This window comes from Roseofilum sp. SBFL (assembly GCF_017746885.1).
Taxonomy (GTDB): Bacteria; Cyanobacteriota; Cyanobacteriia; order Cyanobacteriales; family Desertifilaceae; genus Roseofilum.
Genome location: NZ_JAGHZH010000041.1, coordinates 1 through 23,518 on the forward strand (window position 1 = coordinate 1; position 23,518 = coordinate 23,518).

Consider the following 23,518-nt stretch of genomic DNA (forward strand, 5'->3'; position numbering starts at 1 on the left):
CATTTTTTCTGCATATCAATTCCCAAGAGTATGCATATGGGCAAAAATGAGATCGCCACACCCTGTATCACTGAGTATACCTTAGCTCTGGAAATTATTAATAATAGAAGAAACCGGAGAGTGACAGAAGAGGGGTATCCCCTAGAGCTGTTGTTTGAGGAAGATTGGCCACACTTATTCTCCACTTATCCCATGATTTGGCTCGATTTACCTCTGACTTGGCAACGGAAAAATCGTCAAGAATATCAGGTGTTCCCGTCAGAGGTCGATCGCTCGACTTATCCTCGGTATTATCTACAAAATTTCCATTATCAGACGGATGGCTATTTGAGCGATCGCTCCGCCGAATTGTACGATCTGCAAGTCGATATTCTCTTCAATGGAGCCGCAGATGCCATGCGGCGCAGGGTTTTAGCTCCTCTGAAGCAGTCGATCTCTGACACTCCCACTAGCTCCAAACCGGCTAAAATCCTTGATGTTGCCTGCGGTACAGGGAGAACCCTGAGATTCATTCGCCAAACCTGTCCTCAAGCCTCTTTGTATGGTATCGATCTATCCCCTATTATCTCCGCAAAGCCAACCAATTACTCTCCAAAATGCCCGGAGAACTCCCGCAACTGCTGCAAGCGAATGGAGAAGAACTTCCCTATGTAGATAATTGTTTCCACGGGATTACCAGCGTCTTTTTATTCCACGAATTGCCTCCCAAAGCGCGCCAAAAAGTGATTGATGAATGCTTCCGAGTCCTCAAACCCGGCGGAACCTTGATTATTTGTGACTCCATCCAGAAAGAAGATAGTCCTGCTATTACTCCGGTATTAAATTGGTTTTCTCAGAACTTTCATGAACCCTACTATCCAAGCTATCTGATCGATGATTTAGGCGATCGCCTGCAAAAAATCGGGTTTGAGCAGATTGCAATTAATACTCATTATCTGAGCAAATATTGGGTGGCGCACAAACCCATAGAAGATAAAAAATCTATAGCCACACCAATGAATAGCTAATCCATCATGGTAGACTATATTACTGAAGCTATTTGATGCTAGCTTTGAAGGGTGCATTATGTTTAAATTTTATTAGAGCTGATTCCCGAAGTCGCTGAAAGTGCCTAACAGCAAGAGGTTCACTAAAATAGTAATAAATTCTGACTAATACAGGCTCAAACCATTTATATAGCCTTCTGAAGATTTCCTTTAGGAATCAGCTCTTAGAAGTCGATCAGAGTAAGGGTTCGCGGCTGCGATCGCTCATAAATCCCAAGGCGATCGCACTCATGCAGGCACTAATGACTAAATAAATGACAGGAGCATAGATATTACCACTGGCATTAATCAGCCAGGTACAAACTAACAGAGAGGTTCCCCCCATAATACTCGCTCCGAGATTGAAAGACAGAGAATAGGCAGTCAAGCGAGTCTCCGTTGGGAAGATTTCCACCATCATCACGGGAGAAATCGCCAACAAGGGAACCAGGAAAACCGCCAATCCGATTTGAGCCAACCAGACTTCGTAATGATTCGGTTGCAACAACAGCCAAAATGCAGGAAAACCCAACAGTGCCACACTCAAAATTGCCAGCAATAACCAGGATTTACGCCGTAGAGTCGTATCGGATAGCCAACCGAACAGGGGAAGAATCAGGATCTGGATGGTGAGGGCAACCACATGAATGACTAAAACCCCACTGCGGGAAACATCGGTGAATTGATCCAAATAGGTCGGAATATAGACCATAATGATGTAGTAAGTAGAACTATATCCCCCAGCAAAAAACATGGCCTGAAGCATGGGAACCAAGGATTGCCTCAGATCGCTTAGTAGAGGAACTTGTCTGCCTTCCTGGTGTTCTTCAAACACTTCTGAATCGGGGAGATTGCTGCGAATGGAGAGTCCAGTCAATCCCAATATACCGCCAAATAAGAACGGTAAGCGCCAGCCCCAAGTCAGTAGGTTGCTGTCAGAAAGCAGATGGGTGATCAACGCCACAATACCTAAACCCAAGAGTAAACCTATCGTAGATCCGACATTGACAAAGCTAGTGGTGAACCCGCGCCGAGTTTGGGGAGCAGTTTCTGCTACGTAGGTTACCGATCCCGTGAATTCGCCGCCCACGGATAATCCCTGAACTAATCTGAGCAGAATTAAAAAAATGGGTGCTGCAATCCCAATCTGGTTATATGTGGGTAACAAGCCCAATATGAAGGTGGGGATTGCCATTAAGATCACGGAGATAAATAGTTCAGTTCGACGACTAACGCGATCGCCAATATAACCGAAAATTCCTGCTCCAAGAGGTCGCATGACGAATCCTGCGGCAAAGACTCCATAGGTTTGTAGCAGAGAGACAATCTGATTATCGTTGGGGAAAAACAGTAGGGAGATGATGGGGGCTAAATAGCCATAAAGGGCAAAGTCATACCATTCGATCACATTACCGACAACACCAGCAAGAATAATGGTTTTGATGCTTTTTTTGCTGTCACTGTTCTGGTGAGCGGGCTGATCCTGGATGGCTTCAATTTTAGATAGTGGTGTCACTCGGATTTTTGGTTAACTGCTGTTAATATACTTTAGCTTAATCTTTAAAAACCGTTATTGATATACCCCATAGCAGAGGAAACGGCTGTATCTACTCGGCGATCGTGAGCGACTGGCGATCTTTCGAGCCTCATGTACCCTGTGTTACTGTGGATCTTCAAATATCTTTCAGTATTTGTCCCAAAATATTTCAGGGATCAGTTAATATCAACCTAAAATTAAACTTCAGATGGATCGGGCAGATACCTTAGTTTATCTGGATATGCCAGTTTTACTTCATTATTGGTGGGTCACGAAACGATTGATTAAAGGTCTTTGGACACCTCCCGAAGGTTGGCCGGAAAATAGTCCGTTGTTCAAAGGGACACTGAGAGCTTATTCGGTAATTGGGTTATGCCACCAACAACTGACTCCGAGATATCGAGAGTATGTCCATGGGGCGATCGCGACAAAGCAAGTTTATCATTTGCGATCGCCCCAAGAGGTGAAGCAGTTCTGGCAAACGGTTAATGCGGAATTGAAAAAAGCTTAAAGGCTATGGACTATTCAATTTGTACCGATCGAGCAAAGCTTGATATTAAGGTGATTCATGACTTTCTTTGTAACCGCTCTTACTGGGCTAAAGGCCGTAGTTTAGAAGAGGTTCAGCAGTCTATGGAAAACTCAATCTGCTGCACAGCTATAGGTTATTGAGAGTTTTTGCTTTTTTGTAGAATTTCTGGTGATGACCACGCAAGGGTCGATAAGATGGCTTTCGCGACGTTATTGAGGTCTTGAGGGTTATTGTCAAGCAGGGAGCTTATCAAGTCCGGTGTGGACTGAGCATCTGCTGTGGACTGAGGGGAGTGGGATGAGTTGTGGATTGCGGTGTGGGCGATCGCCGCACTCAGGGCATGATGTACAATATAATCGGTTACACTTAATCCAGTTAAGGTGGCGGCTTCTTCTAGGAGTTGATAATGTTGGGATTCGAGTTGGAGCGTGATAGTGGATTCCCGGATCGAGTTGGAGTCAGACATAGGGCAGTGATTGGATTCTGTATCAACAGTCTACCTTAAATCTATACAGAGATTGAATGTTGACTCCGCATTATTTGCCAGAAATCACAAAAAAACACACGACCTAAAGCCATTGGTTGCCCCTTCGTAAACCCCTAGGACTAGACTGCTCAACTCAAGCGGTTCCAGGCTAGTGTCATTCATTTGATTCAAAGAATCGAAACTGAAATAGTGACACTAGCCTGAGAACCGTACCGTCACGAGCAGGCTAGTGATGCATGGATGGACTGAGCGCAAGAGCGGCGATGCACCGCCCAGATTGCAAGGCTGTTTGCCAATGATTAGATCGTGTGATTTTTGGTTATGTTAATAAACGGGCATGGTGCATCCGTAATGCCAAGATATGCTCGCAAGGGCCTTTATACAGCTTATTTTGCTGATGCCAGTTGCAAGTACATTCTGCTTTAATTATACGCTCATCTCGATCGATTGTCAAATTGGGCGCATAAGTTTTTCCTTGATCTCGAACCGTTCCTTGGAGAAGTAAAGCCCCTCCTGAATCAGTTACACTGCTGACTTGGACTTGATTTTCGCTTAAAAAACGAGTCGCTTTTTCTTCGCGCTCATTGGCAAATCGCAAACGCTCCATGGGTAGGGGTTCGCGGCTTAATTCTCGCAGGCGATAGACTTGTTTATTCAGGTCATAAATTGTGCGTCCGGCTTGGGTATAGGCTCCCAATGCTCCTAATACCGCAGTTTGACTTAATCCTAACCGTTTCGCGAGACTTGCTGGGGTTTCTGCCCAAGTTTCCCGCAGTGCATCAAAGATTATTTTTTGTGTCCATTCATCGACATCAGCGCGCGGAGCCATCAGGTCAAAATTGCCGGAACTTGACCAGTCATTGGCTGTCCATCCGGATAATCCTAATGTAAAGGACATATCGCCTAAATCGGCGACATAAAAGGAGGGCATTCCCGTGCCTAATAAGTGGACGGTGAATTTTTGGGCAATGGGGATTAAGCGCTCTAAAATATGGATACGGCGACGACCCCAGACTCGGATTTCTTGGCTATTATTACCAGTATAGGGTGATCGCCAACACACCACTTCCTTATTCCAGGGATCGAAGACTACTTTAATCGGTTGTCCCGGTTCCAGAATATAGCGCAAACTACGCGGTCCTTTCCTCTCTTTGTTGCGTCGGAGAATCAGGCAAATATTGTGAATATCCATAGGGTGTAAATCAAAGGTAGTTGCCGGGAGTGACATGGCAGAACTCACCTGTAAAAAGCCCCTTACCCAACTATCGGGTAAATCGATTTTTACTTCTTTGAACGTCTCTTCGTGAGTCGTTTGCACTTCAAACCCAGACGGATCGACTTGAAATTGGGTCGTTTTGTAGCTTCTGATTTTTTGAAATTCATCATAAAGGGCGGCAGAATAGTCGATATTCGTCGTGCCACAGGCGAATTCGTTGATATTTTTAAATACGTCGTAGCTTGCCCCTAGTCTACCGTAACTCGATTCATCTTGACTGAAGCATTCAAAAAATATTTCATCTGGGTGAACGGTAATTACGGGATCGAAGACAAAATAGAAATCGAGTTGTTTTTGCCAGACATATCGGCGAAACTTTTCTCTTGCCTGATAATAGGGTCTCCAGCGTTCATAATTGATTGAATCAAGTGCCGTTAATTCGTTACGAATAGTAGTAATTTGGGCTACGACCTCTTCTCTCTGTACTCCTATCGATTGCCATTCTAAGTCTTCTTGTTTTTTAGCCCATTCTTTATATTCTTCGTTGTCTTTGGGTTGGTAGCGCAAATCGGAAACAACTACATCATGAAGAGCGCTAATGGCTTCTCGAAACGCGACACTTTTTCGCAATTCCCCGATAAAATAGGTGGGCGGGCGTTTGGTGTCGGGGGAAAAGGACATTTGGGTGTTATTTCCCTGGTTATTAACGGCTGTACTGCCGTGGTATGAATAGGCAAATTCCATAAGTTTGACCTCAAATTTAAATAAAATAAGGATTAACGTCGGATTTCAGCGACCGGTTTTACTTCAATGGGCAGGGGGATGTGGGGATAGTGTTGGTGCAAGCGTAACATCAATTGTAAACAATGGGATTTATCGGCGATCGCCATTGTCGCTGACTGCCGAGTTAGCACTTCGGCAATTATCTGTGCTGCCGCTTCACTTTTGAGAGCTTCCTGTTCTAAGAAGCTAAAGACCTTCTGTTTCGCCACCCGTCCCCGATTCACTTGGGATAAAACTGTGATTAAATAAGGCTTTAACTCGGCTAACTGCTCTGGGTTATCGGCGGCATAATTCTGTAAATATTGACTGGCGAATGCTTGCATATCTGTACTGGGATGTTCGCTAAACTGGAGTAAATAATCTTGCCCGTAGGGTTCCTCAAATGTGCGGGTAACCAACTGACGACCAAATTCGCGCACGTCTTCGCGGATGCTGTCGCAGATGAGAACCATGACTTCCGGAGTCCAGTCAGTATCGGTGAAATGACGTTGAAAAAGCTCTTGGGCAAATTGGCGCGAGTCTTCCCATTTCGCTTCTAACAGGCGAACTGCGGCTAATTTTTCCGCGTTGGAGGCTTTGATTCGGTCTATGTTATGCTCTATCATTGTCCAAGAGGCTTGTCTAACGCTCAATACCTCATGGCTGGCTAACCGAACAATTTCAGCAATTGACCACTGTTTTGCCCAGCGATAGACACTTACTTTGAGGTTAATACCACTGAGTTGTTGGGCATATCCAAATTTAGACTTGAGTAGGCGTAGGTTTAACTCTTGGGAAATCTCGCCTTTCCATCCAGGAAGATGAAGATGGATGAGGGAAAATAGGTCTTTGTGAACGCCGTCGTGGGGTTCTGGAATGAGAAGAAATTCGATTAATTCTGTGGCTAGAGGTCGACTAAAGTCGGGATGACCGTTGGCTAGACGGTAAATCAGAGGCTGAACGGATTGGCGCAGATCGGGAATTGCACTAACAGCCATGGCTATGATAGCATCTCGATAGCTTTCTCGGAGTTGGCGATCGCCCAATTGACCAAAGATTTCTACACCAATGCTGCGGATAGCTTCTTGAGGCGAGGCAATTAAAGACTTGATGATACTCACCGGAAGCTCCGTTGCTGGAGTTTCGTGGTTGTGCAGCAGTCTTGCACCCAGGGTTTGCACTTCGGGAACTGGGTGCTGGAGTAAGTCGAGAATGACTTGTAAACTGAGGGTTTGTAGGGGAGTAGCAAAGAGTTGCAGGAGGGTATCGGATATAGCTTCTACGGGTTCACTCTCAGTTGTGCTAATTAGTTCAGAGATGATATAGCCGATGATAATTTTGGTTCTATTTTCGGGGATGGGGTGCGATCGCAACAACTTGCGGGCAAATTCTTGAATTTCCAGATGGGGACTGAGCAGCAACTGACACAAGAATTCAGCCGAACCAATGAACGTATTGGTATTTGTGTCTATCCACTCCTGCGCTTGTTTGCGAGCCGGGGCAAAGCTACAGTTTAAGAGGGCAATGACTAAATCAAAATTGGGATTTTCGGGCGTATAGCGTTGCTTGGCTAAGTTAAAGGCAAATTGTGTAGTTTCGTCATAAGGTTGACTCAACAAACCCACTAAATCTTGCACTGCCATCTGCTGGCAAAAGTCAGGGTTATCTTTTAAAGCTTTAACGGCAAACTGATGTACCCGATGACATTGGCTGTTTAATAATAATTCTACTAACGCATCCGGGCGTTGATTCCAGAGTTCGGGAAATGCTTCTTCCCTTGCTTCTGGGGGAGGAGCGCCGGGTTTATAATCATCTTCACATTTCCAAGCTTGATATGCATACTGCCAATGATAGCGAGGACTATTGCTGTAGAGAATATGATTAAAAGATAAATAACCCGCATATTGATCCCAATAGCTTTTGAGGGCAACATATTTCCCACCTGAAGTCCATCGATAAGAGGCTTTTTCTCGAACCGGTTGAGCATCCTCATCCGAGTAGGCTAACAGAACTCCTACAGCTAAATCAGCATACTTTAAATCTCCTTGTTCCCCTAATTTAGCGAGGGTGCGCCATACTCGTCGTCGCAGATAGTCGCGGGTATCTTGACTGTAAGCTAGGGAGGTATCAGGACGTTGTTGTTCATTCCTCAAGTTATCTGCTACAAGTTCGTAGCGTCTCGTTTCTTTGTTATATCGGTGTTCATAGAATGTCAGGTAGCGGCCATCGGGCATCCTCATATAATAGCCTTTGCTATTGTATAAAGCCTTTCCAGTCTCAAAGCGCCAGGCTAAAAGGCCAAAAAATTCGGCATCATGGCGATATTCTGCCATTTTGAACAGATGGCGCAGGGGTTTGAAGCTTGGAGGCGCGAGGGGTGCGGTGCAGATAAACTGGTGTAAAGCTGGACGGGTAATGTCCAGGTGGGTTTGGTAGAGGGTTTGTAGGACTTGAAAGGGTTGATAGTCTTTGGTATCGAGATAGGTTTTTAGAGTCTCGGTTAAAGTGTCGGGGTTTCTGGTGGCGATCGCCTCTTGTAGAATGGTCGGTAGGCGATCGCGCGCCATCTGCTGCAACTCCTCTCTTATCGTCCCATCCCCCAACTTCCAGATCGCCTCAAACGCAATTCGCTTGACAAATTCCGGAGTTAATGCATTCTCCTCCAACTGCTTTAATATGGGTAAAGCTTCTGCATTTCCCAATTGTCCCAAAGCATGGGCAATACAATAATCTCGTAAGGTTTCCCCTGTGCCTAAAAGCTTGATGAGATGGGGAGTTGCGGCGCTCAGTTGTAATTCTCCGGCACGCCAAATGATGCGATCGAGGGGCCAATTGTCTGGTGGAGTTCCCTGGAGATAGGATAAGATGCGATCGTCTCTCGTCATCTCCTTATCTGTTGCAGTAGATTGAGGCATTGCGGAGGGTTCAGCCGCAGCGGTAATATCCTGATATCCCTTCTTCGTTTTCTCCTTCACCAACTTATCAAAAAATTTCTCCGCTTCTGGCAAAGACACCGGGTTAGGCGTTTTCGTCCCTTCCTTTAGGTTAGCGCCCCGACGACCATAGCGGAAATTGACGATATATCCATTATCACCCGCCAAAAGCAATTCCACTTCATAGATCTTATCCGAGCGATCATCTTGGTAATGGAGCGTTGTCTGTTTAATCCGTTTCATAGCCGTGAGGAGAAAAGGTTGTTTGCCATTTTAGTCAACTTTTCTGCCTACGTCTACATCACTACTACATCACGTAAAGTCTCCGATACGTTTGGAAGCCCCGTCGCTGTCTTCGCGGGGATTGGTTACTACAGTACTTCGCGCTCTGTAGTGGGGGAAATCCAGCCAACTTTGGGGGTATAGAACGCCCAAAGTTGGCTGGATTTCATGTCCGTTAAAACAATTTGCCTAAGAAGAAGTGACGGGTTGGGTAACCTTCAAACCTGCTAAGGCTTGATTGTATTCTTCCAATTCAACTTTCACTGGTTTGACACCCCAAATTTGCTGGCAATATTCGCTAATTGTGCGATCGCTAGAAAACTTGCCCATACGGATCGAATTGAGAATAGACATCTTCGTCCAACTCTCCCGATCGGCATAAGCGCGATCCACTTTGTCTTGACAATCAATGTAATCCTGATAGTCAGCAAACAGCATATAGGGATCGTTGTACATCAGGGAGTCTACCAAAGGCTTGAACATATTGCGATCGCCGTGGGAGAAAAATCCAGAGGCGATGCGATCGATGGTTTGCTTGAGTTCGGCATTTTGTTCGTAATACTCCCAAGGCTTATACCCTTGTTGTTTAAGCGCTGCCACCTCATGAGCGGTTAAGCCAAACAGGAAGAAATTCTCTGCACCGGCTTCTTCCCGGATTTCAATATTGGCTCCATCTAACGTACCAATCGTGAGAGCGCCATTCATGGAAAACTTCATATTTCCGGTTCCGGAAGCTTCTTTACCCGCAGTGGAAACTTGCTCGGATAAATCGGCACAGGGATAAATTCTCTGCCCCAAAGACGCATTAAAGTTAGCCAAGAAAACAACCTTAATTCGACCGCGTACATCCGGGTCTTTATTCACGACTTCAGCGACCGAATTAACCAATTTAATGATTAATTTTGCCATAAAGTATCCGGGGGCAGCCTTCCCACCAAAGATAAACGTCCGGGGTTGAATATTCAGACTCGGATTTTGCTTGATCCGGTTATACAGGGTGATAATATTCAACACATTCAAGTGTTGACGCTTATACTCATGAATCCGCTTCACTTGAATATCAAACAAGGAATTGGGATCGACTTCTAAGCCATTGTGAGCGGCAATATAATCAGCCATTAACTGTTTATTGTGCTGTTTAATTGTGCGCCACTCCGCTCGAAATTCTGGATCGTCAACATGACTTTCCAATTTACGCAATTGATCCACATCTTTTAACCATCCTTCACCCAACTTATTGGTAAAGAGTTCGGACAATTTGGGGTTACTTAATAACACCCAACGGCGAGGGGTAACTCCATTTGTCTTGTTGTAGAATTTCTCGGGCCAAAGTTTGTAAAAGTCTTTGAGAGTATCCTGTTTGAGCAGTTCGGTATGTAAGGCTGCGACTCCATTAATGGCATGGGAACCCACACAGGCTAAATTCGCCATACGGACTTTCTTTTCTCCGCCTTCTTCAATTAAGGATAGGCGACTCAGGAGTCCTGAATCCTCTGGATACCAATGTTTCACATCTTCTAAGAATCGATGGTTGATTTCATAGATGATTTCCAGGTGACGGGGAAGAATGGCTTCAAATAACCCAACTGACCACCGTTCTAGGGCTTCGGGGAGTAGGGTATGGTTAGTGTAGGCAAAGGTTTTTTGAGTGATGCGCCAAGCAATATTCCAGTCAAAGCCCTGTTCATCGACCAATAAACGCATCATTTCGGCGATCGCCACGGCTGGGTGCGTATCATTGAGTTGGATAGCAGCCGTTTCTGGTAAATTATCTAGAGTCTTATGGCGCATCAGGTGAATGCGGATAATATCCTGGAGCGAACAGGAAACAAAGAAGAATTGTTGCTCGAGTCGCAGTTGTTTCCCTTGGGGTGTATTGTCATTGGGATAAAGAACTTTAGAGATTGTTTCAGAGCGCATTTTTTCTGAAACTGCACCATCATAGTTCCCTGCATTAAATTCACCAAAATCAAAATCATCGCTTGATTCTGCTTTCCATAACCGTAGGGGATTTACGGTATTGGTATCATAACCGGGAACTGGCGTATCATAGGGAATTCCCATCACTCTTGTATCGGGAATCCAGCGTTTTCTCGGCCGTCCTTTTTCATCACTATAGATTTCGGTATGGCCACCAAATTTAACTTCTACCGCTTGATCGGGACGAGCAATTTCCCAAGGATTACCTAGACGTAACCATTTATCAGGAATTTCCGCTTGCCATCCATCCTGAATAATCTGATGGAAAATTCCAAATTCATAGCGAATTCCATAGCCGACGGCAGGAATTTCTAGGGTTGCTAGAGAGTCGAGGAAGCAAGCTGCTAATCGACCTAAACCCCCATTACCCAAACCTGGATCGGGTTCATGTTCTAGGATTTCTTCGAGATCGAGACCCGATTCTTCTACGGCTTGACGGATGCGATCGTACAGGTGTAGATTAATCAGGCTATTCCCTAAGTGCCGACCCATGAGGAATTCGGCAGAGAGATAATAAACGGTTTTTACATCGTTTTCCAGATAGGTTTTTAGGGTTTTGAGCCAACGACTCAAGAGGCGATCGCGTAAAGTATACGCCAGAGCCATGTAGAAGTCATCTTGGGTTGCTAGGGATTCATATTTTCCTTGCAAGTAGAATAGGTTATCTGCAAAAGCGCGTTTGAGAGTCTCTACACTCATTCCTGTCCGGTCATCTTCAATTTGGATCGGACATTGGTCTTGAGGAATCATGGATTGGTTCATAAGTTCTCGCTTTTGTGAAGGTGTGCCATTCTACCGTCTATTGAAAGACGGAGAACGAACTTTTGATGCAATTTTAAGATTTTATTTATAGCCACTGGTTTGGCAGCTAGAACTTCCCTGACCTTCACCAAACCTAGCACTCATCATCTATTGCCTCTTGCCTCTTGCCTAGCGAAGTTTACCATCCCAATAGAGAAACGGCGGATTCTTTTTCCCAAGACGCTTTTAGGGCTTCTGGGAGAGCAATTGCATTCGTCTCGGCAGGAGAATCGATGCGGGTTTCAATGCAGAAGGAGGCAGTGTTAAATCCTCCAAAACGTTTGACCGTACTGGTGCGCAGACGAATCGAGCCAGAATCATCGGCAAAGGAAAATCGCTCGATCGCGCTCATGGTTTCGTATTCGGTGATTAAGTTGAGTCCGTCTTCATCATCCATTTCATACTGTCCAGCGACGGGGACAATTTCTGCATAGCCTTTTTCCCGCAAGAGTTTCCCTTTGCGCGGATTATCTACATCAGGAACGATCACCATAACGGTGGAATCCTCATGACCTTCGCCTTCCCGATCCCAACCCATGCTGCCATGCCATTGTACCAATGCCCCACCCGCAGCGAGTTGGCTATCAACTTTATGCATGGTGCAAATTTCTTGGACTCTTGGATCGTCTGGAGTTAAAGCGCTGACGGTGATTTCTAATTCTCCCAACTCCGCACGCCGAAAGGCCAGATGATGGGTTGAACGCTGCGATCGCCATTTTCCTGCACTTCGCTGAAAAAATTCCATTGCATCCATCTCCATTGGCCTCCTGAATGATTTGGTAACGATTTTGACATTTTTATTTTAAACTCCCTTTGATCCTAGGCACAAGCCCCAACGTGATATGAATTTTTGTTAATATCACTACTTTTTGCTTGACAAGTTGGACAATATAATATCCATGTGCTAGATTAATCAACAAATCTGCCAAAAGGAAGCTCTAACCCGTTTCCAGATTCTGAAATAGTGCAGGAGGAGTGAAGATGCAAATGCCTGGAAAACTAACTCTTGAGCAACAATTCAAGATGAAAGTCTACGAAGATCAAGTTCAGGCTTTAACTCAAGAAGAAGCTCAAACTTATCTACTCGAAGTGTTGCGTCAAATGATGGTGAAAGATAACATTGTTAAGCACCTGATGAAGAACGCTTAATCAGTCATTCCATTTCTCTTTAATCGTTCCACTAATGAGTTCTTGAGAAGCCCATTACTCTAACTAACTCATTGAGATGCAATTTCATACAGAAATGGGATGAGTCAATAAGGTGCTGGGAATAGATCATGATTCACCAGCACCATTAAGTAATTAATTGTTATTAATAGAGGTGCCCTTAAGATATAAATAAGTATAAACCCTACCTATATATTAACATCATATTTTGATATTTTCATCTTTCCTCAACAAGACAGTTATTAGTAGGGCACGTTATTTCACTTACCCTACCAATAGCTGCTCTTACTTCCCAATTAAAAATGATTAGTTGAGCATCATAAATGCTCTATAACGCTTCAGTAACCATTTTACAAGCACCAATCCTCCTTAATGGCTTTAATCAAAGAGAAGGTAGGATATTCAACATCTGTACGATAAGCCCATTTTAACCAGGCATCAATTGCTGTTGTTAATCTTTGTGGGTATTGTGCGACAACTGCAAGTAGTTCTGAACTCTCAATGTTGACACCTTCGTACTGAAGTTCAGGACTTCTAGGTAAATCAATATAATTAAGTTCTTTCTTAGGAGACGAGGCACAACCTCTAGTGCCCACTTGAATGGTCTTTAATTGGGGATGAGGATCGGCAGTGAAACTCATTAAAGTATTTTTTTGTACTATGCTGTGGACTAAGGTTAAGATCTCATATCCTTTGGGATGATTCATTGCAGCCATAGCAAGATCAGCATTATTGAATTCGTGATTCATGATTTTTTACTTAATGAAACGATACTATGACCATAACCAATTTCACACGTGCTGTCAAGTGTGATTTTTTGTTTGTATGTGTGCCACTCTTTTTGAATTGTGTTATGATGGTTATCATAATTACGAATAGGACACTATACAAGCATTATGATTTCTGAAACTGCTCTTTTCTCCGAAGCTAACGACAATCAGAGAGACGATAACTCTTTGGTCACCCAAGAACTCACTAAAGCTATTAAGGATAGCATTCAACCGATTATGGTCGAGTGGTATAGAACAGGACAAACATTTTTAGCAATGGGATCTGAACATGGAGGCCGTTTGATGCTTCAGATCAATGCTCATGCTGCGGAAATACCTATTCTCTTGAGAGGGAAAAGTGTTACTCATGATAGCAATGATCCAAGTTCTGGAAAAAATCGCCCTATTGATGATCGGCATGTAAAACGTATAAAAGATTATATTATTGAACGGTCTAGATCAAACAACAAGTGGATTTTGGGAACAATTACAGCTAATGTCAATCCATCCAAAATCAAATATCAACAGATTTGGAAAGATTTGTATGTTGTGGTAATTTTCAATAATACCTCACTAGATATTACTGATGGACAACATCGTAAAAAGGCCATTCTTGAATTAATTGAATCTGATGGGATAGAGCGCGATCTTATTAAAGATGCCACTTTTCCGATTAACTTAATCCTTGAGGCTGAGTTGGAGCAATGTCAAACTGATTTCTGTGATATGGCTCAAACTCTTGCAATTCCTCAATCTCTTTTAGTCGCTTATAGTGGCTTTGGCAAAGATGCAATTGCCAGATTTGTTGTTGACCATGTGGATATGTTTTATGAAAAAACACAAAAGATAAAATCAACACCTGGATCTAAGACGGGCTATATTTACACTATTAATTATGTGGCCAAGTTAGTCAGTTGTGCATTTGCAGGTCATCCTACTAATAAGTTATCTGAGGTAAACACACATAATTTGGTAAAACAGGATGGACAAGAACTGAGTGACTGTCTTAATTCCTTTTTTATTTTCTATTCACAAACAGCAGAATTTCCGGGAAACAGTCGAGAGTGGCAAAAAACGGCTCGGTTAGCTGGAGAGATCATTGGAAAAGAAAAACTGTATTGGAAGGATGCTGAAAAGTTTCGTGAATCTTGTATTTTAGGCATTAGTGCTGGATTAGAGATTTTAGGTAATATATTACACTATATTCGTCAAAAATATGATTGTTTTGATGAAGAAATGGTGAAACAAATTGCTCAAAATATCGATTGGTCCAAACAAGGACCATGTTGGAAAGATACAGTGATTGTCCCCGATGGAAAAGGTGGGAGTAAAATTAGTGCTGGTCGAGGTTCTGTGACTACAGCATTTCAAAACTGTCTCCAACAACTAGGCTGGGAATAGTGAGAAAGTAGGGTGCGCTAATAACGCATCCTACTGCCGTGACACAGCTAATTTGGTGCTTTAGAAAATTTTGATGGTTCTTGAAATTTGTGAATTTAAGCAAAATCCTATTGCCTCATTTTAGCTGTGTCACGGCACTACAAGAGAGTTACTCCCAGTGTTGTAATTCTTGGAACCAGGCTTGGATTTGGTCGCGGCGGGTTTCAAAGGTGGCGGCGATCCAGATGAGGGAAATTCCGACTCCTAGGGCAACTAACCATTTGGAGAAAGGATAGTCGAAAATAAGAATGCCTAACTGATAGAAAACATTGAGTAAAAAGCTGGTGGTTCCGATATAGAGAAAGGCGCGGATTTTTAGGGAGAGTCCGGCGAAAATGGTGAGTAAACTGAGGGTTCCAGTGAGGGTACCGATCCATTGTTGAGCAGTAAAGGAAATTAAACTAATGGTAGCGGAAACTAGCAGACGAAGGTTATGGCGAAGTTTTCGGTTTTGGGGAGAGTTTAAGAGGGGATCGACTTGGATGATGTAGAGCAGGGATAGGCTGATGGTGAGGCTATACCAGAAGATTTCGGTAATAGGAATATTGAAAAACGATCGCCAGATTATCCAGTTGAGGACGGCTAAGGTGAGGTAGGTAAAGCGAATTTGTTTGCTGGCGATCGCCAATCCGATATAATAAGCAGCAATGACCACTAAGCTGGCTTGGTTTAAAATAGCTGGATTCTCTAACATCGCATAGACCGGGATCGCAATGCCTGCCACTTGCCAAGGGCGTTTTGACCATCCCCAAGTTTCCCAGGGAAGGAAGTAAAGAAAGTAGGCAAATAAGGTCGCAATAGCTCCTTTCCAAGCCACTAATGGACCGCCTAAGAGTTGGGCAACAGGAGTATTTAACCAGTAAATTCGCATTCCTAGGGCTTCTAAAAACCCGAGATAGACCCACAATTCTTGGGGTGAGAGGTTGCCCTCTCCCACGGAAGAGTGGGCTATAGAATGCTTATGGCGACCTTGGCTGATGGCGTAGAGAACTAATGCTGTACCCGTGGCAAATCCTAGGGTCATTCCTTGTGCAATGGGGTTAAAAGTGGCGATGATTAAGAGTAGGCTAGAGGTGAACCAATGGAGATGACAAATCCAGCGAAATTCTCTAGGAGTAAGTTGGAAATAAGGGCGTAAAAATTTTCCTAATAGGCGATAGGCGTAGAGGATACTACTGCCTAGGGTTGCCATGAGAATCAGTCCATCACCAGTTGCACCTCCGGGTTGTAAGGACAGTTGATAAAAGAGGAGTTCGTAAGCGCACGCGGTGATTCCAGCAAGGGCAAGATAAATGAGGGGTTTAAATTTCGGCGATCGCTTGCCAATACCGAGGATAATAATCGCTAAAGCTAGGGTGGTGATTCCTGTCCAACTTGAAACTGTTCCCCAACGGAGGATCGCCCCCAAAATCCCGTAAGCTAGGGGGATAATATGCCAGGCTGTACCCAGATTATTGGTTTCTGCGGGCTGTTTTGAACTCCACCAGTCGCCGAGTAATTGAGCGCATAACCCCAAAATTAGGTTAATCAGGGCAAGGTTAATGATGGGAGCGTCAAAACTTCCCAGGGTTTCGACGGCTAAGAGTTCAATTGTCCATCCGATTGCAAATAATCCCCAGTTGCTGATTGTGCCCAATTGGGAAAAAACAGGGGCGGGGTGACGAGGACGTTTTTTCTGACTGTAAAGAAGGGCAATCAGGAGGAGGATTAAGCTGATGAAAATGGTGGTTTGTGGTGTGAGAGTGTTGGTGTAGACGAGGATAGAATGGAGGGTGAGCAAGATTAAGCAAAAGAGGCAGAGCGCGATCGCCCATCCATGGAAACTTTTACGATAGAGTCGAGTTAACTGGCGCTGCCATTGTGCTTTACCCAGACGTAGGTTTTTTGCTCCTATCCATAATCCTAGAACATTGACTGAGCCGACGATCCACCAGGCGGTTGAGGGAATATCAATCCAGTCGGATAAAATCACTCGCTCGGTGACTAACCCTAAGCCAACGGTCATGGCAGTCAGATAAAGTTTAGGATAATAGCGACTATGACCGATTAGGATTAGGCTGGCAACCAGTAAACTTAAACACCTAAGATCGAAAACGTTCATCGTGGGTAAAACTGCTACCATGACAGCCGCACTACTCCATCCAATAGCAGTAGGTTGGGGGGTTGGATACCAACTGCGATAGGCGGTTGCACCACTGAGGAGCATACTGGTACTGATGGAAAGATAATTAGGGGTAAGTAGCCCTTGACTTACCCAAGTGCTTTGGAGGATAAGAACTGCACCACAGAGGGCGATCGCCCAAATATCCAGCGCTCTGCTGTAATGAGAGATACTTTTGTAAAACGTATAATGACGGATTCCCCATAATCCAGAAACGGCGATCGCCCCCAGCATTAACCACAGGGTATCAATCGGAGGCGGCATTCCTGGAACGAGATCCCACAAAATCAACCCTAGGGTACTTAAGGCACAACCAATGGTAATCCCAGCAGTGACGAGATTGGGCAATTTACGGGTATTGAATACCATGATTAGGGTGGCAACGGCTAGCCCAAACCCTCGCCATCCTGGAGTTTCAAACAGCAGGGTTTGAGCAACCAAGAGCATAACCATGCTCAAGCGAGGGGTAATATTGAGCCGATGAGAATGGGGTGAATAGCTAATCAGGGTGAGCGTTGCAGGGATAGTTAACCAGGTGAGATGGGTGAGGGTAAAGCTATACTGTTGCCGGGTAGCGTCAAGCAATCCATAGGCGATCGCCGCTAACCCAAATCCGATTAACCAGGCACTTTGTTGCCAGATTTTTTCATAGGAATTCGGTTCTGGCGATAATGCTCCGCATCGCTGGCGCGATCGCCGCAGATCGGAAAACCACCATTCTATGACTGTAATTTCGAGCAAAATCAGCGCCCACGTGTTTAAGGTTAAGTCAGGGCTGGCATAATCAATGAGGCTTAAAAGTAGGGCTAATCCAGTGAAGTGATTCAGATAGACAAGTAGGTGAAAAGAATGCAGGACTTGCAGATCGTATCGCCGCTTCGTTACCCACACGATCAGAAAAATTAGGTTCGTTAAACAGAAAATCCGTAAAATGGAATTGGGGAAACTGAAGATCAGTAAGCTAATTCCCAATCCTAGGGCAACCCATTCGGAAAAATGGGCGAGTTTGGGTTTTTCCTGTCGATAGAAGCGATCGCCCATGTTAACGATCCAAATTAGGTAAGGCAGTCCAAGGGTACTGATGAGAGCGATCGGGTATTCTTGAGCTTGGGTAATGGCGATCGCTGTGGCGATAATTTGCCCTTGTGTGATTTGTGGAATAAAATTCCACAGCAGGATAGCAATTTGAGCGACAATCAACCACAGGATTGCCAGATCGCGCCGATTTTGCCAACGATAGATGAATTTGTGATAGATTTGTGTGGCGATTAAACCAATCATGACTCCTTGCCAAGGAAGCGTCACCCAGGTAGAGACAAACCAGGCAACAAAGAGGATACTTAAACCCAGGCGATTGATCGGTTTATAGTATTGAGAACGACGGGTGAAGGCAAGCCAAACGGCAAAGGTTCCACAGAGCGCGATCGCTAATCCTAAATGGGGCAAAAGAACTCCTTGCACAAAAATAGCACGGAAGAGTAGAATGCCGATGGCATAAAGACTAAGGCGGCTCAATTGCAGCGTTTGTTTCAATGAACATTCTGGATCTTGAAATTGAGTTACATAGAAACCCAAACTGCCAATTGTCGCCAAATAGACAGAAAAAATAGGGAAGTTAGGGATGCTCCAACCCCAATGGAGATAGCTGACGAGGATGTAAATCAAAAAAGGGAGAGAAAACCTATTTTGATTTTGCCATAGAGAGCCGGAAATTATAGTTAAATAAACGGCCGATCCAACACTCACTAACGCATTAAAAGGATGACTCCATAAGCCAAAGTCATCCATTGCCCAAAAATTGACCGGAATTAAGAGCAATGTGACTAATTTTAGAGCTTGTGAGGTTAACTGTAAGTTATCTTTCTGACTTGCTAAACGGCTAATAAACCAAAATAAAGAGGTATATCCTAACAGCACCGAATATTGGACAATCGCGGGGAAGTTTTCCCATTGACTCGCAGCAAATACGCCAGAAGAGAGAACGACTAGAAATAAACCTAAGAATAATAACCACCGCACACTTAATTCTGCTTTCAGAGAATCTAATCGTTGCCCAATCCAACTCGGTTGAGGCTTTGGTTGAGGCTTTGGTTGAGGCTTAGTTAGACTGGATACTGAAGGTAAAACTGGCGCTGATGGTATTGGAGTTTGCTCTCCAAGCGGTGATGCGATCGCTTGCGGTTCTGGAATCGAAGAATAGAGGTAATTGCGGGCAATCTGTTTTACCCGAAAGTCATCGATTAATCCTAAGCGCAAGCCAATTTCTAATCCTTCTAAGAAGTTCGGATGATGGGTATCGACTTTTAAGCAAAGATAGACAGAATCCTCGGTTAAAATCCCCAAATCTTGCCAAAGTTTCAATCCTTCCAGTAAAGAAGTGATGGGTAAGGCTGGATCTAGCTTAATTTCAACGATCGACTCAGGAACAGGAGCCATGGTGTCATGTGCAGTTAGAATTGCATCGATTGTAACACTTCATGTCTCAAGATTTTCTGATTCGTGAACTGAGGATGCCTTACCTCTAAATCCCTCTTTCACAGGAGAAAGGAGAAGGGAGATAAGGAGCAAGCATTTACATTTCATTTAAAAATGCCATATAACACCCTAAAGTTTGGTAAGATTAATTCGGCGATCGCTGGAAAAATTAAGTAATAAGTAGGGGCAGGTTCACCCATATCCCAAATTCCCACCCATAACTTTATATGAACCTGCCCTAAATCAATTACCAATTACGGTTTATAAGCTTGCAACACTTGTAGACTTCCTCCTCCGTAGAGAGTAGGGGGTTCTACCTGAAAACCAATGTCCTGTAAAGTCCGTCTTAAGTCCGTTTTTAATAACTGCCAAGCGGTTTCCGTTTCAAACAGGAACAGGAACAGATATAATCCGGGGATGAAGATGGGGTTGGTGGGAGGATGAAAATCGGCGATCGCCAAAACTCCCTCCGGTTTCAATACGCGATATGCTTCCCGCAAAATCTCTTCGAGTTGCTCTGGCGACATTTCATGCAATGCAGCACTTGTATGCACCAGATCGAAACGCTCATTTTCCAAAGGCATATTTTCCGCAAACCCTTCCACAAACTTTGCTTGCGGAACATTCTGTTGCGCTCTTTTCAAGGAAAGGGGAGACGCATCTAACCCCGTCACCTTATCCGAATAAGTCACTAAAATCTGCGTTGCTTGACCACTACCACAACAGAGATCTAAAATTTCTGTATCTGAATTAATCGGCAAATCTTTTAAAGCTAGGCGACGAAATCGATATTCTCCCCCCACCGCCAGGGCAGATACCCGCGAAATAGAATCATATAACCACTGATATTGATAACTTAACTCTCTTAAAAATGTTGCCATAATTATAGTGCTTCGCGCTGGTCATGGGTAATGGGTAATCGGTAATTGGAAAACCGTTTTTTCCATTAAATCAGGATATCATATCTTGCCTAGTAATTAGATGGGATGAGGGCAGGTTTAGGAGAGCGATCGGTTAGTTTTCTAGATTTGGGTATAACCCGCCCCTACAAAAAAACAACCAAATCTATACAAAAATATTTACTCTACAAGATGAACAGGAAAACCATATTGAAGGGAATTTCGATATAAAGGAGTATCCAACGTCCAAAGGTCAGCATCTAGAGTTTCTGCTAAAGCAATGTAAGACGCATCATAGGCACTTTGGCGCTTCAAGGATAAAGCAATTTCGATTATTCTTGTCCCTTCTGATAAATCATGATAAGTAATAGTCAAACGATTTAAAAGAATCCAAGCTTGAGCTAACTGCTGTTGAGGAAACCTATTGGCGCTCACCAGTCTAGTTAAAGCATTAGCGACTTCATACTGTACCAAGTTAGGAGCATGAATCTTTACGTCGTCACGAATCCACTCATTGAATTTATTGCGAACTCGTTGACTACGAGACTCTTCATGAACGAGGACAACTAATAAATTAGCATCAATAACCACATTCATTTCCTAAATCAAGCCTCTTTGCTCTAACTCTTCACGACTTTGACGAGCAATTTCGACAGCATCTACTGGCGGAAAATTCTGGGTCATTTCGCGCAACTCTTCCAAAGCTTTCAGAGCAGATTGGCGATCGCTTTCAGGAGTGGAGTTGATTGGACTCGATTCAGCAGTAGAAGGCAAAGTTTCTGCTTGAATAGAATTCAGGATAGACTCTACTAGTTGCCAGCGATCGCCTATGGATAACTGTAGTATTTTATCGAGCATTTCGGGTGAAGACATTCTCTCTTACCTCAACGATTTCCCTAATATCATTATAACATTAACTAGCGAATTACGATAGAGATAATCGACCTTGGGGTTCAGGAACTTCAGCAATGAACGCTCGATCGACTTCACTCCAAGAGAGAATAATTTGATAACGAATCACCATTGTAATCTCCTGTGTAATTCTGTTTTAAGCATAAATTAAGGGAGGATTTAATAATCCCAATTTACAGAGTTGTACCTTTGAAGCAGTTGTTGGTGCTTACTATATGTAGAGAACTGGCAAGGATATCTAAAAACCCTTGTTTGTTAGTTGTCTATATCTCCACCCATAATCTTTTGCCTATTGCCTATTGCCTTTTGCCTAGCGCGTAGCGCTATATAATACCCATGGTTAATCCTTCGCTCATTAGGCCAGATGTTCCATGACCCGATTATCACCAGATCAACGTAACTCCCTGTATACCGTGGAATCGGAACGGGTAGGGATTCATAAATCGATTTTGGCAGGATTATATGAGGTGCAGCAAAAACCCCAACTTCAGGATGGAGAAACGGGACTGGGTATTTCCCCCGCCAACCGTATTGCTTTAGAATCCGTTGATGAGTTTGAAGGTCAGGTCATCTATGCCGCTAATACGATACGCGTGATTACGGATACGCTAATCGGTCAAGGATGGCAAGGGGATGACCTATGGGATACAGCCTTGGGCTACTATAGCGAGAAATTTATTGGGCGCGTGGCAGAAGGCTATTCTCCGCCACCGGAAGAGCTGAAAGCAGCGCGTTTAGAACCGTGCGATGCAAAAAAGCTCTATGGAATTTATGTCCAAGATTTACAAACCGACTATAGTCTAGAAAAGCTACCCTCGAATCTGTCCTATCTGGATATTGCCCTGTTATCTCTAGTCGAGCGCATCCCCCAATATTATCAAGGTCTGCCCCATCAGCGCGATGGTCTGCTAGAGGTGTTTCGGATCTGGCGTAATTTTGATACTCGTGAAGAGGCGATCGCCGATCTGACCAATACCTCCCCCTCCACAGCACCCAACTGGGAAGAAACCTACATCGATCCTCCCCTCCTCCAATTCCTCTCTCGCTTATCTCCAAATTATCTCGGCTATCCCCATCAACGGGAGAGCCTCATCCGTCTCACCCAACTGTGGCGTAACCTCGACTCTAGGGAAGAAGCTATATCCTCCCTGGAACGGGACACCTCCCCAGAACCCGCCCTCTTTTATCTCGACCCTGCCCTGATTGCCTTTGCCCAAAGAGTTCCCCAATACTACACCGGTCGCGGATATCAGCGCCAAGCCCTCACCGAAGCTTTCCGAATTTGGCGCAAACTCTCCTCCCGCACGGCAGCGCTGGCAGAATTAGGATTAGAGATCAAAATGCTCCGAAGTAGCAGTACAGACCCCAATCAACTCGCCAATACTGCCGCCCAACTGGATCGAGAACTGCTCGGTTTTATTAAGCGAGTTCCCTTTGCTTACACCGAAGAAGAACACCAGCGCAACGCCCTGATTCGCATGGTACAACTGTGGCGAGGACTGGACTCGCGAGAAATTGCTATTTATACTCTCTTTGAAGACTTGAAGCGGATGAATAACACTCACCGCAACAGTCCCGATGCTCCTCGCCAACCCGGACCCATTGTTCTGCCACCGCGTCCCAACCGTTGGACACCGGACAATATTCAACTCCATGCCTCGATTATTCCCGGGGGCTATTTTACCTGGGCTGAGGCTACCCATGGGGGGACTCGCCTCCCTCCCAACCAATCGACGGTCAATGCTATGGTCAGAATAGCGGTTTTGGCACAACAAGCTCGCGATCGCATGGGTCGCCCCTTCTATATCACAAGTTGGTATCGTCCCCCAGATATTAATCGGCGAGTTGGCGGAGTTTCAAATAGTCGGCATATCGTTGGAGATGGGATAGACTTCTATTGTGATGGACTCACTGGCAATCAAATCTATTGGTTTCTCGATCCCTGGTGGCCTGGCGGTTTAGGAAGATATCAACGATTTCCCTATATCGTCCACATTGATGCTCGCAGCTATCGAGCGCGATGGATTCGCTAAGATGGTCAATTAGATTTTAGAGATTCTTCAGAATTGACCATCTGAGAAAACAACCTGAAAAAGAACGAACGCCTACAATAGAACAAAGCTCCTAGTCGGTATTGAC

Annotated in this window: 15 protein-coding genes and 1 pseudogene; 5 read left to right on the plus strand and 11 right to left on the minus strand. The window is 44.4% G+C overall.

The window, feature by feature from the left end; genetic code table 11:
* Window positions 1–135 precede the first annotated feature (135 nt).
* Window positions 136–1,007: pseudogene (locus J7545_RS23900) on the plus strand (class I SAM-dependent methyltransferase); the annotation flags it as partial.
* Between the two features lie 214 nt (window positions 1,008–1,221).
* On the opposite strand, the gene J7545_RS04405 reads toward J7545_RS23900, so the two are convergent.
* Entirely contained in the window at window positions 1,222–2,541 is a 1,320-nt protein-coding gene (locus tag J7545_RS04405; RefSeq protein ID WP_318702377.1) for an MFS transporter, read from the minus strand.
* A 229-nt stretch (window positions 2,542–2,770) separates the two neighbouring features.
* Between J7545_RS04405 and J7545_RS04410 the strand changes: the two genes are divergently transcribed.
* Entirely contained in the window at window positions 2,771–3,073 is a 303-nt protein-coding gene (locus J7545_RS04410) for a hypothetical protein (protein ID WP_318702376.1), read from the plus strand.
* 154 nt (window positions 3,074–3,227) lie between these two features.
* On the opposite strand, the gene J7545_RS04415 is transcribed toward J7545_RS04410, so the two are convergent.
* From J7545_RS04415 to J7545_RS04435, 5 genes are all read right to left on the minus strand, one after another.
* A complete protein-coding gene (locus J7545_RS04415) occupies window positions 3,228–3,560 on the minus strand; it encodes a DUF1778 domain-containing protein (RefSeq protein ID WP_318702375.1) in 333 nt (110 codons plus the stop codon).
* A 340-nt stretch (window positions 3,561–3,900) separates the two neighbouring features.
* Window positions 3,901–5,541 (minus strand): SWIM zinc finger family protein, encoded by a 1,641-nt coding sequence (locus tag J7545_RS04420; protein WP_318702374.1) that lies wholly within the window; start codon window positions 5,539–5,541, stop codon window positions 3,901–3,903.
* Between the two features lie 32 nt (window positions 5,542–5,573).
* Window positions 5,574–8,735 carry a WGR domain-containing protein gene (locus J7545_RS04425; protein ID WP_318719196.1) on the minus strand — a complete coding sequence of 1,054 codons (3,162 nt, stop codon included), beginning with the start codon at window positions 8,733–8,735 and terminating at the stop codon, window positions 5,574–5,576.
* A gap of 228 nt (window positions 8,736–8,963) precedes the next feature.
* A complete protein-coding gene (locus tag J7545_RS04430; protein WP_318702372.1) occupies window positions 8,964–11,516 on the minus strand; it encodes a glycogen/starch/alpha-glucan phosphorylase in 2,553 nt (850 codons plus the stop codon).
* 178 nt (window positions 11,517–11,694) lie between these two features.
* A complete protein-coding gene (locus tag J7545_RS04435; protein WP_318723153.1) occupies window positions 11,695–12,309 on the minus strand; it encodes a phycobiliprotein lyase in 615 nt (204 codons plus the stop codon).
* A gap of 227 nt (window positions 12,310–12,536) precedes the next feature.
* Between J7545_RS04435 and J7545_RS04440 the strand changes: the two genes are divergently transcribed.
* Window positions 12,537–12,704: an NblA/ycf18 family protein gene (locus J7545_RS04440; protein ID WP_271944104.1), complete on the plus strand. Its 168-nt coding sequence runs from the start codon at window positions 12,537–12,539 to the stop codon at window positions 12,702–12,704.
* Window positions 12,705–13,072: 368 nt separating this feature from the next.
* On the opposite strand, the gene J7545_RS04445 is transcribed toward J7545_RS04440, so the two are convergent.
* A complete protein-coding gene (locus J7545_RS04445; RefSeq protein ID WP_318719198.1) occupies window positions 13,073–13,471 on the minus strand; it encodes a hypothetical protein in 399 nt (132 codons plus the stop codon).
* Between the two features lie 147 nt (window positions 13,472–13,618).
* On the opposite strand from J7545_RS04445, the gene J7545_RS04450 reads away from it, so the two are divergent.
* Window positions 13,619–14,893: a DNA sulfur modification protein DndB gene (locus J7545_RS04450; protein WP_318719199.1), complete on the plus strand. Its 1,275-nt coding sequence runs from the start codon at window positions 13,619–13,621 to the stop codon at window positions 14,891–14,893.
* 148 nt (window positions 14,894–15,041) lie between these two features.
* Here the strand turns inward: J7545_RS04450 and J7545_RS04455 are convergent, their stop codons facing one another.
* The 4 genes from J7545_RS04455 to J7545_RS04470 form a co-directional block, all read right to left on the minus strand.
* On the minus strand, window positions 15,042–19,529 hold the full coding sequence (locus J7545_RS04455; protein WP_318719200.1) for a hypothetical protein: 4,488 nt from the start codon (window positions 19,527–19,529) through the stop codon (window positions 15,042–15,044).
* A gap of 293 nt (window positions 19,530–19,822) precedes the next feature.
* Window positions 19,823–20,449 (minus strand): class I SAM-dependent methyltransferase, encoded by a 627-nt coding sequence (locus J7545_RS04460; RefSeq protein WP_318702367.1) that lies wholly within the window; start codon window positions 20,447–20,449, stop codon window positions 19,823–19,825.
* Window positions 20,450–20,647: 198 nt separating this feature from the next.
* Window positions 20,648–21,064: a type II toxin-antitoxin system VapC family toxin gene (locus tag J7545_RS04465; protein WP_318702366.1), complete on the minus strand. Its 417-nt coding sequence runs from the start codon at window positions 21,062–21,064 to the stop codon at window positions 20,648–20,650.
* 3 nt (window positions 21,065–21,067) lie between these two features.
* Window positions 21,068–21,340, minus strand: a complete 273-nt coding sequence (locus J7545_RS04470; protein WP_318702365.1) for a hypothetical protein — start codon at window positions 21,338–21,340, stop codon at window positions 21,068–21,070.
* Window positions 21,341–21,750: 410 nt separating this feature from the next.
* Between J7545_RS04470 and J7545_RS04475 the strand changes: the two genes are divergently transcribed.
* Entirely contained in the window at window positions 21,751–23,412 is a 1,662-nt protein-coding gene (locus J7545_RS04475) for a D-Ala-D-Ala carboxypeptidase family metallohydrolase (RefSeq protein WP_318719201.1), read from the plus strand.
* Window positions 23,413–23,518: the final 106 nt, after the last annotated feature.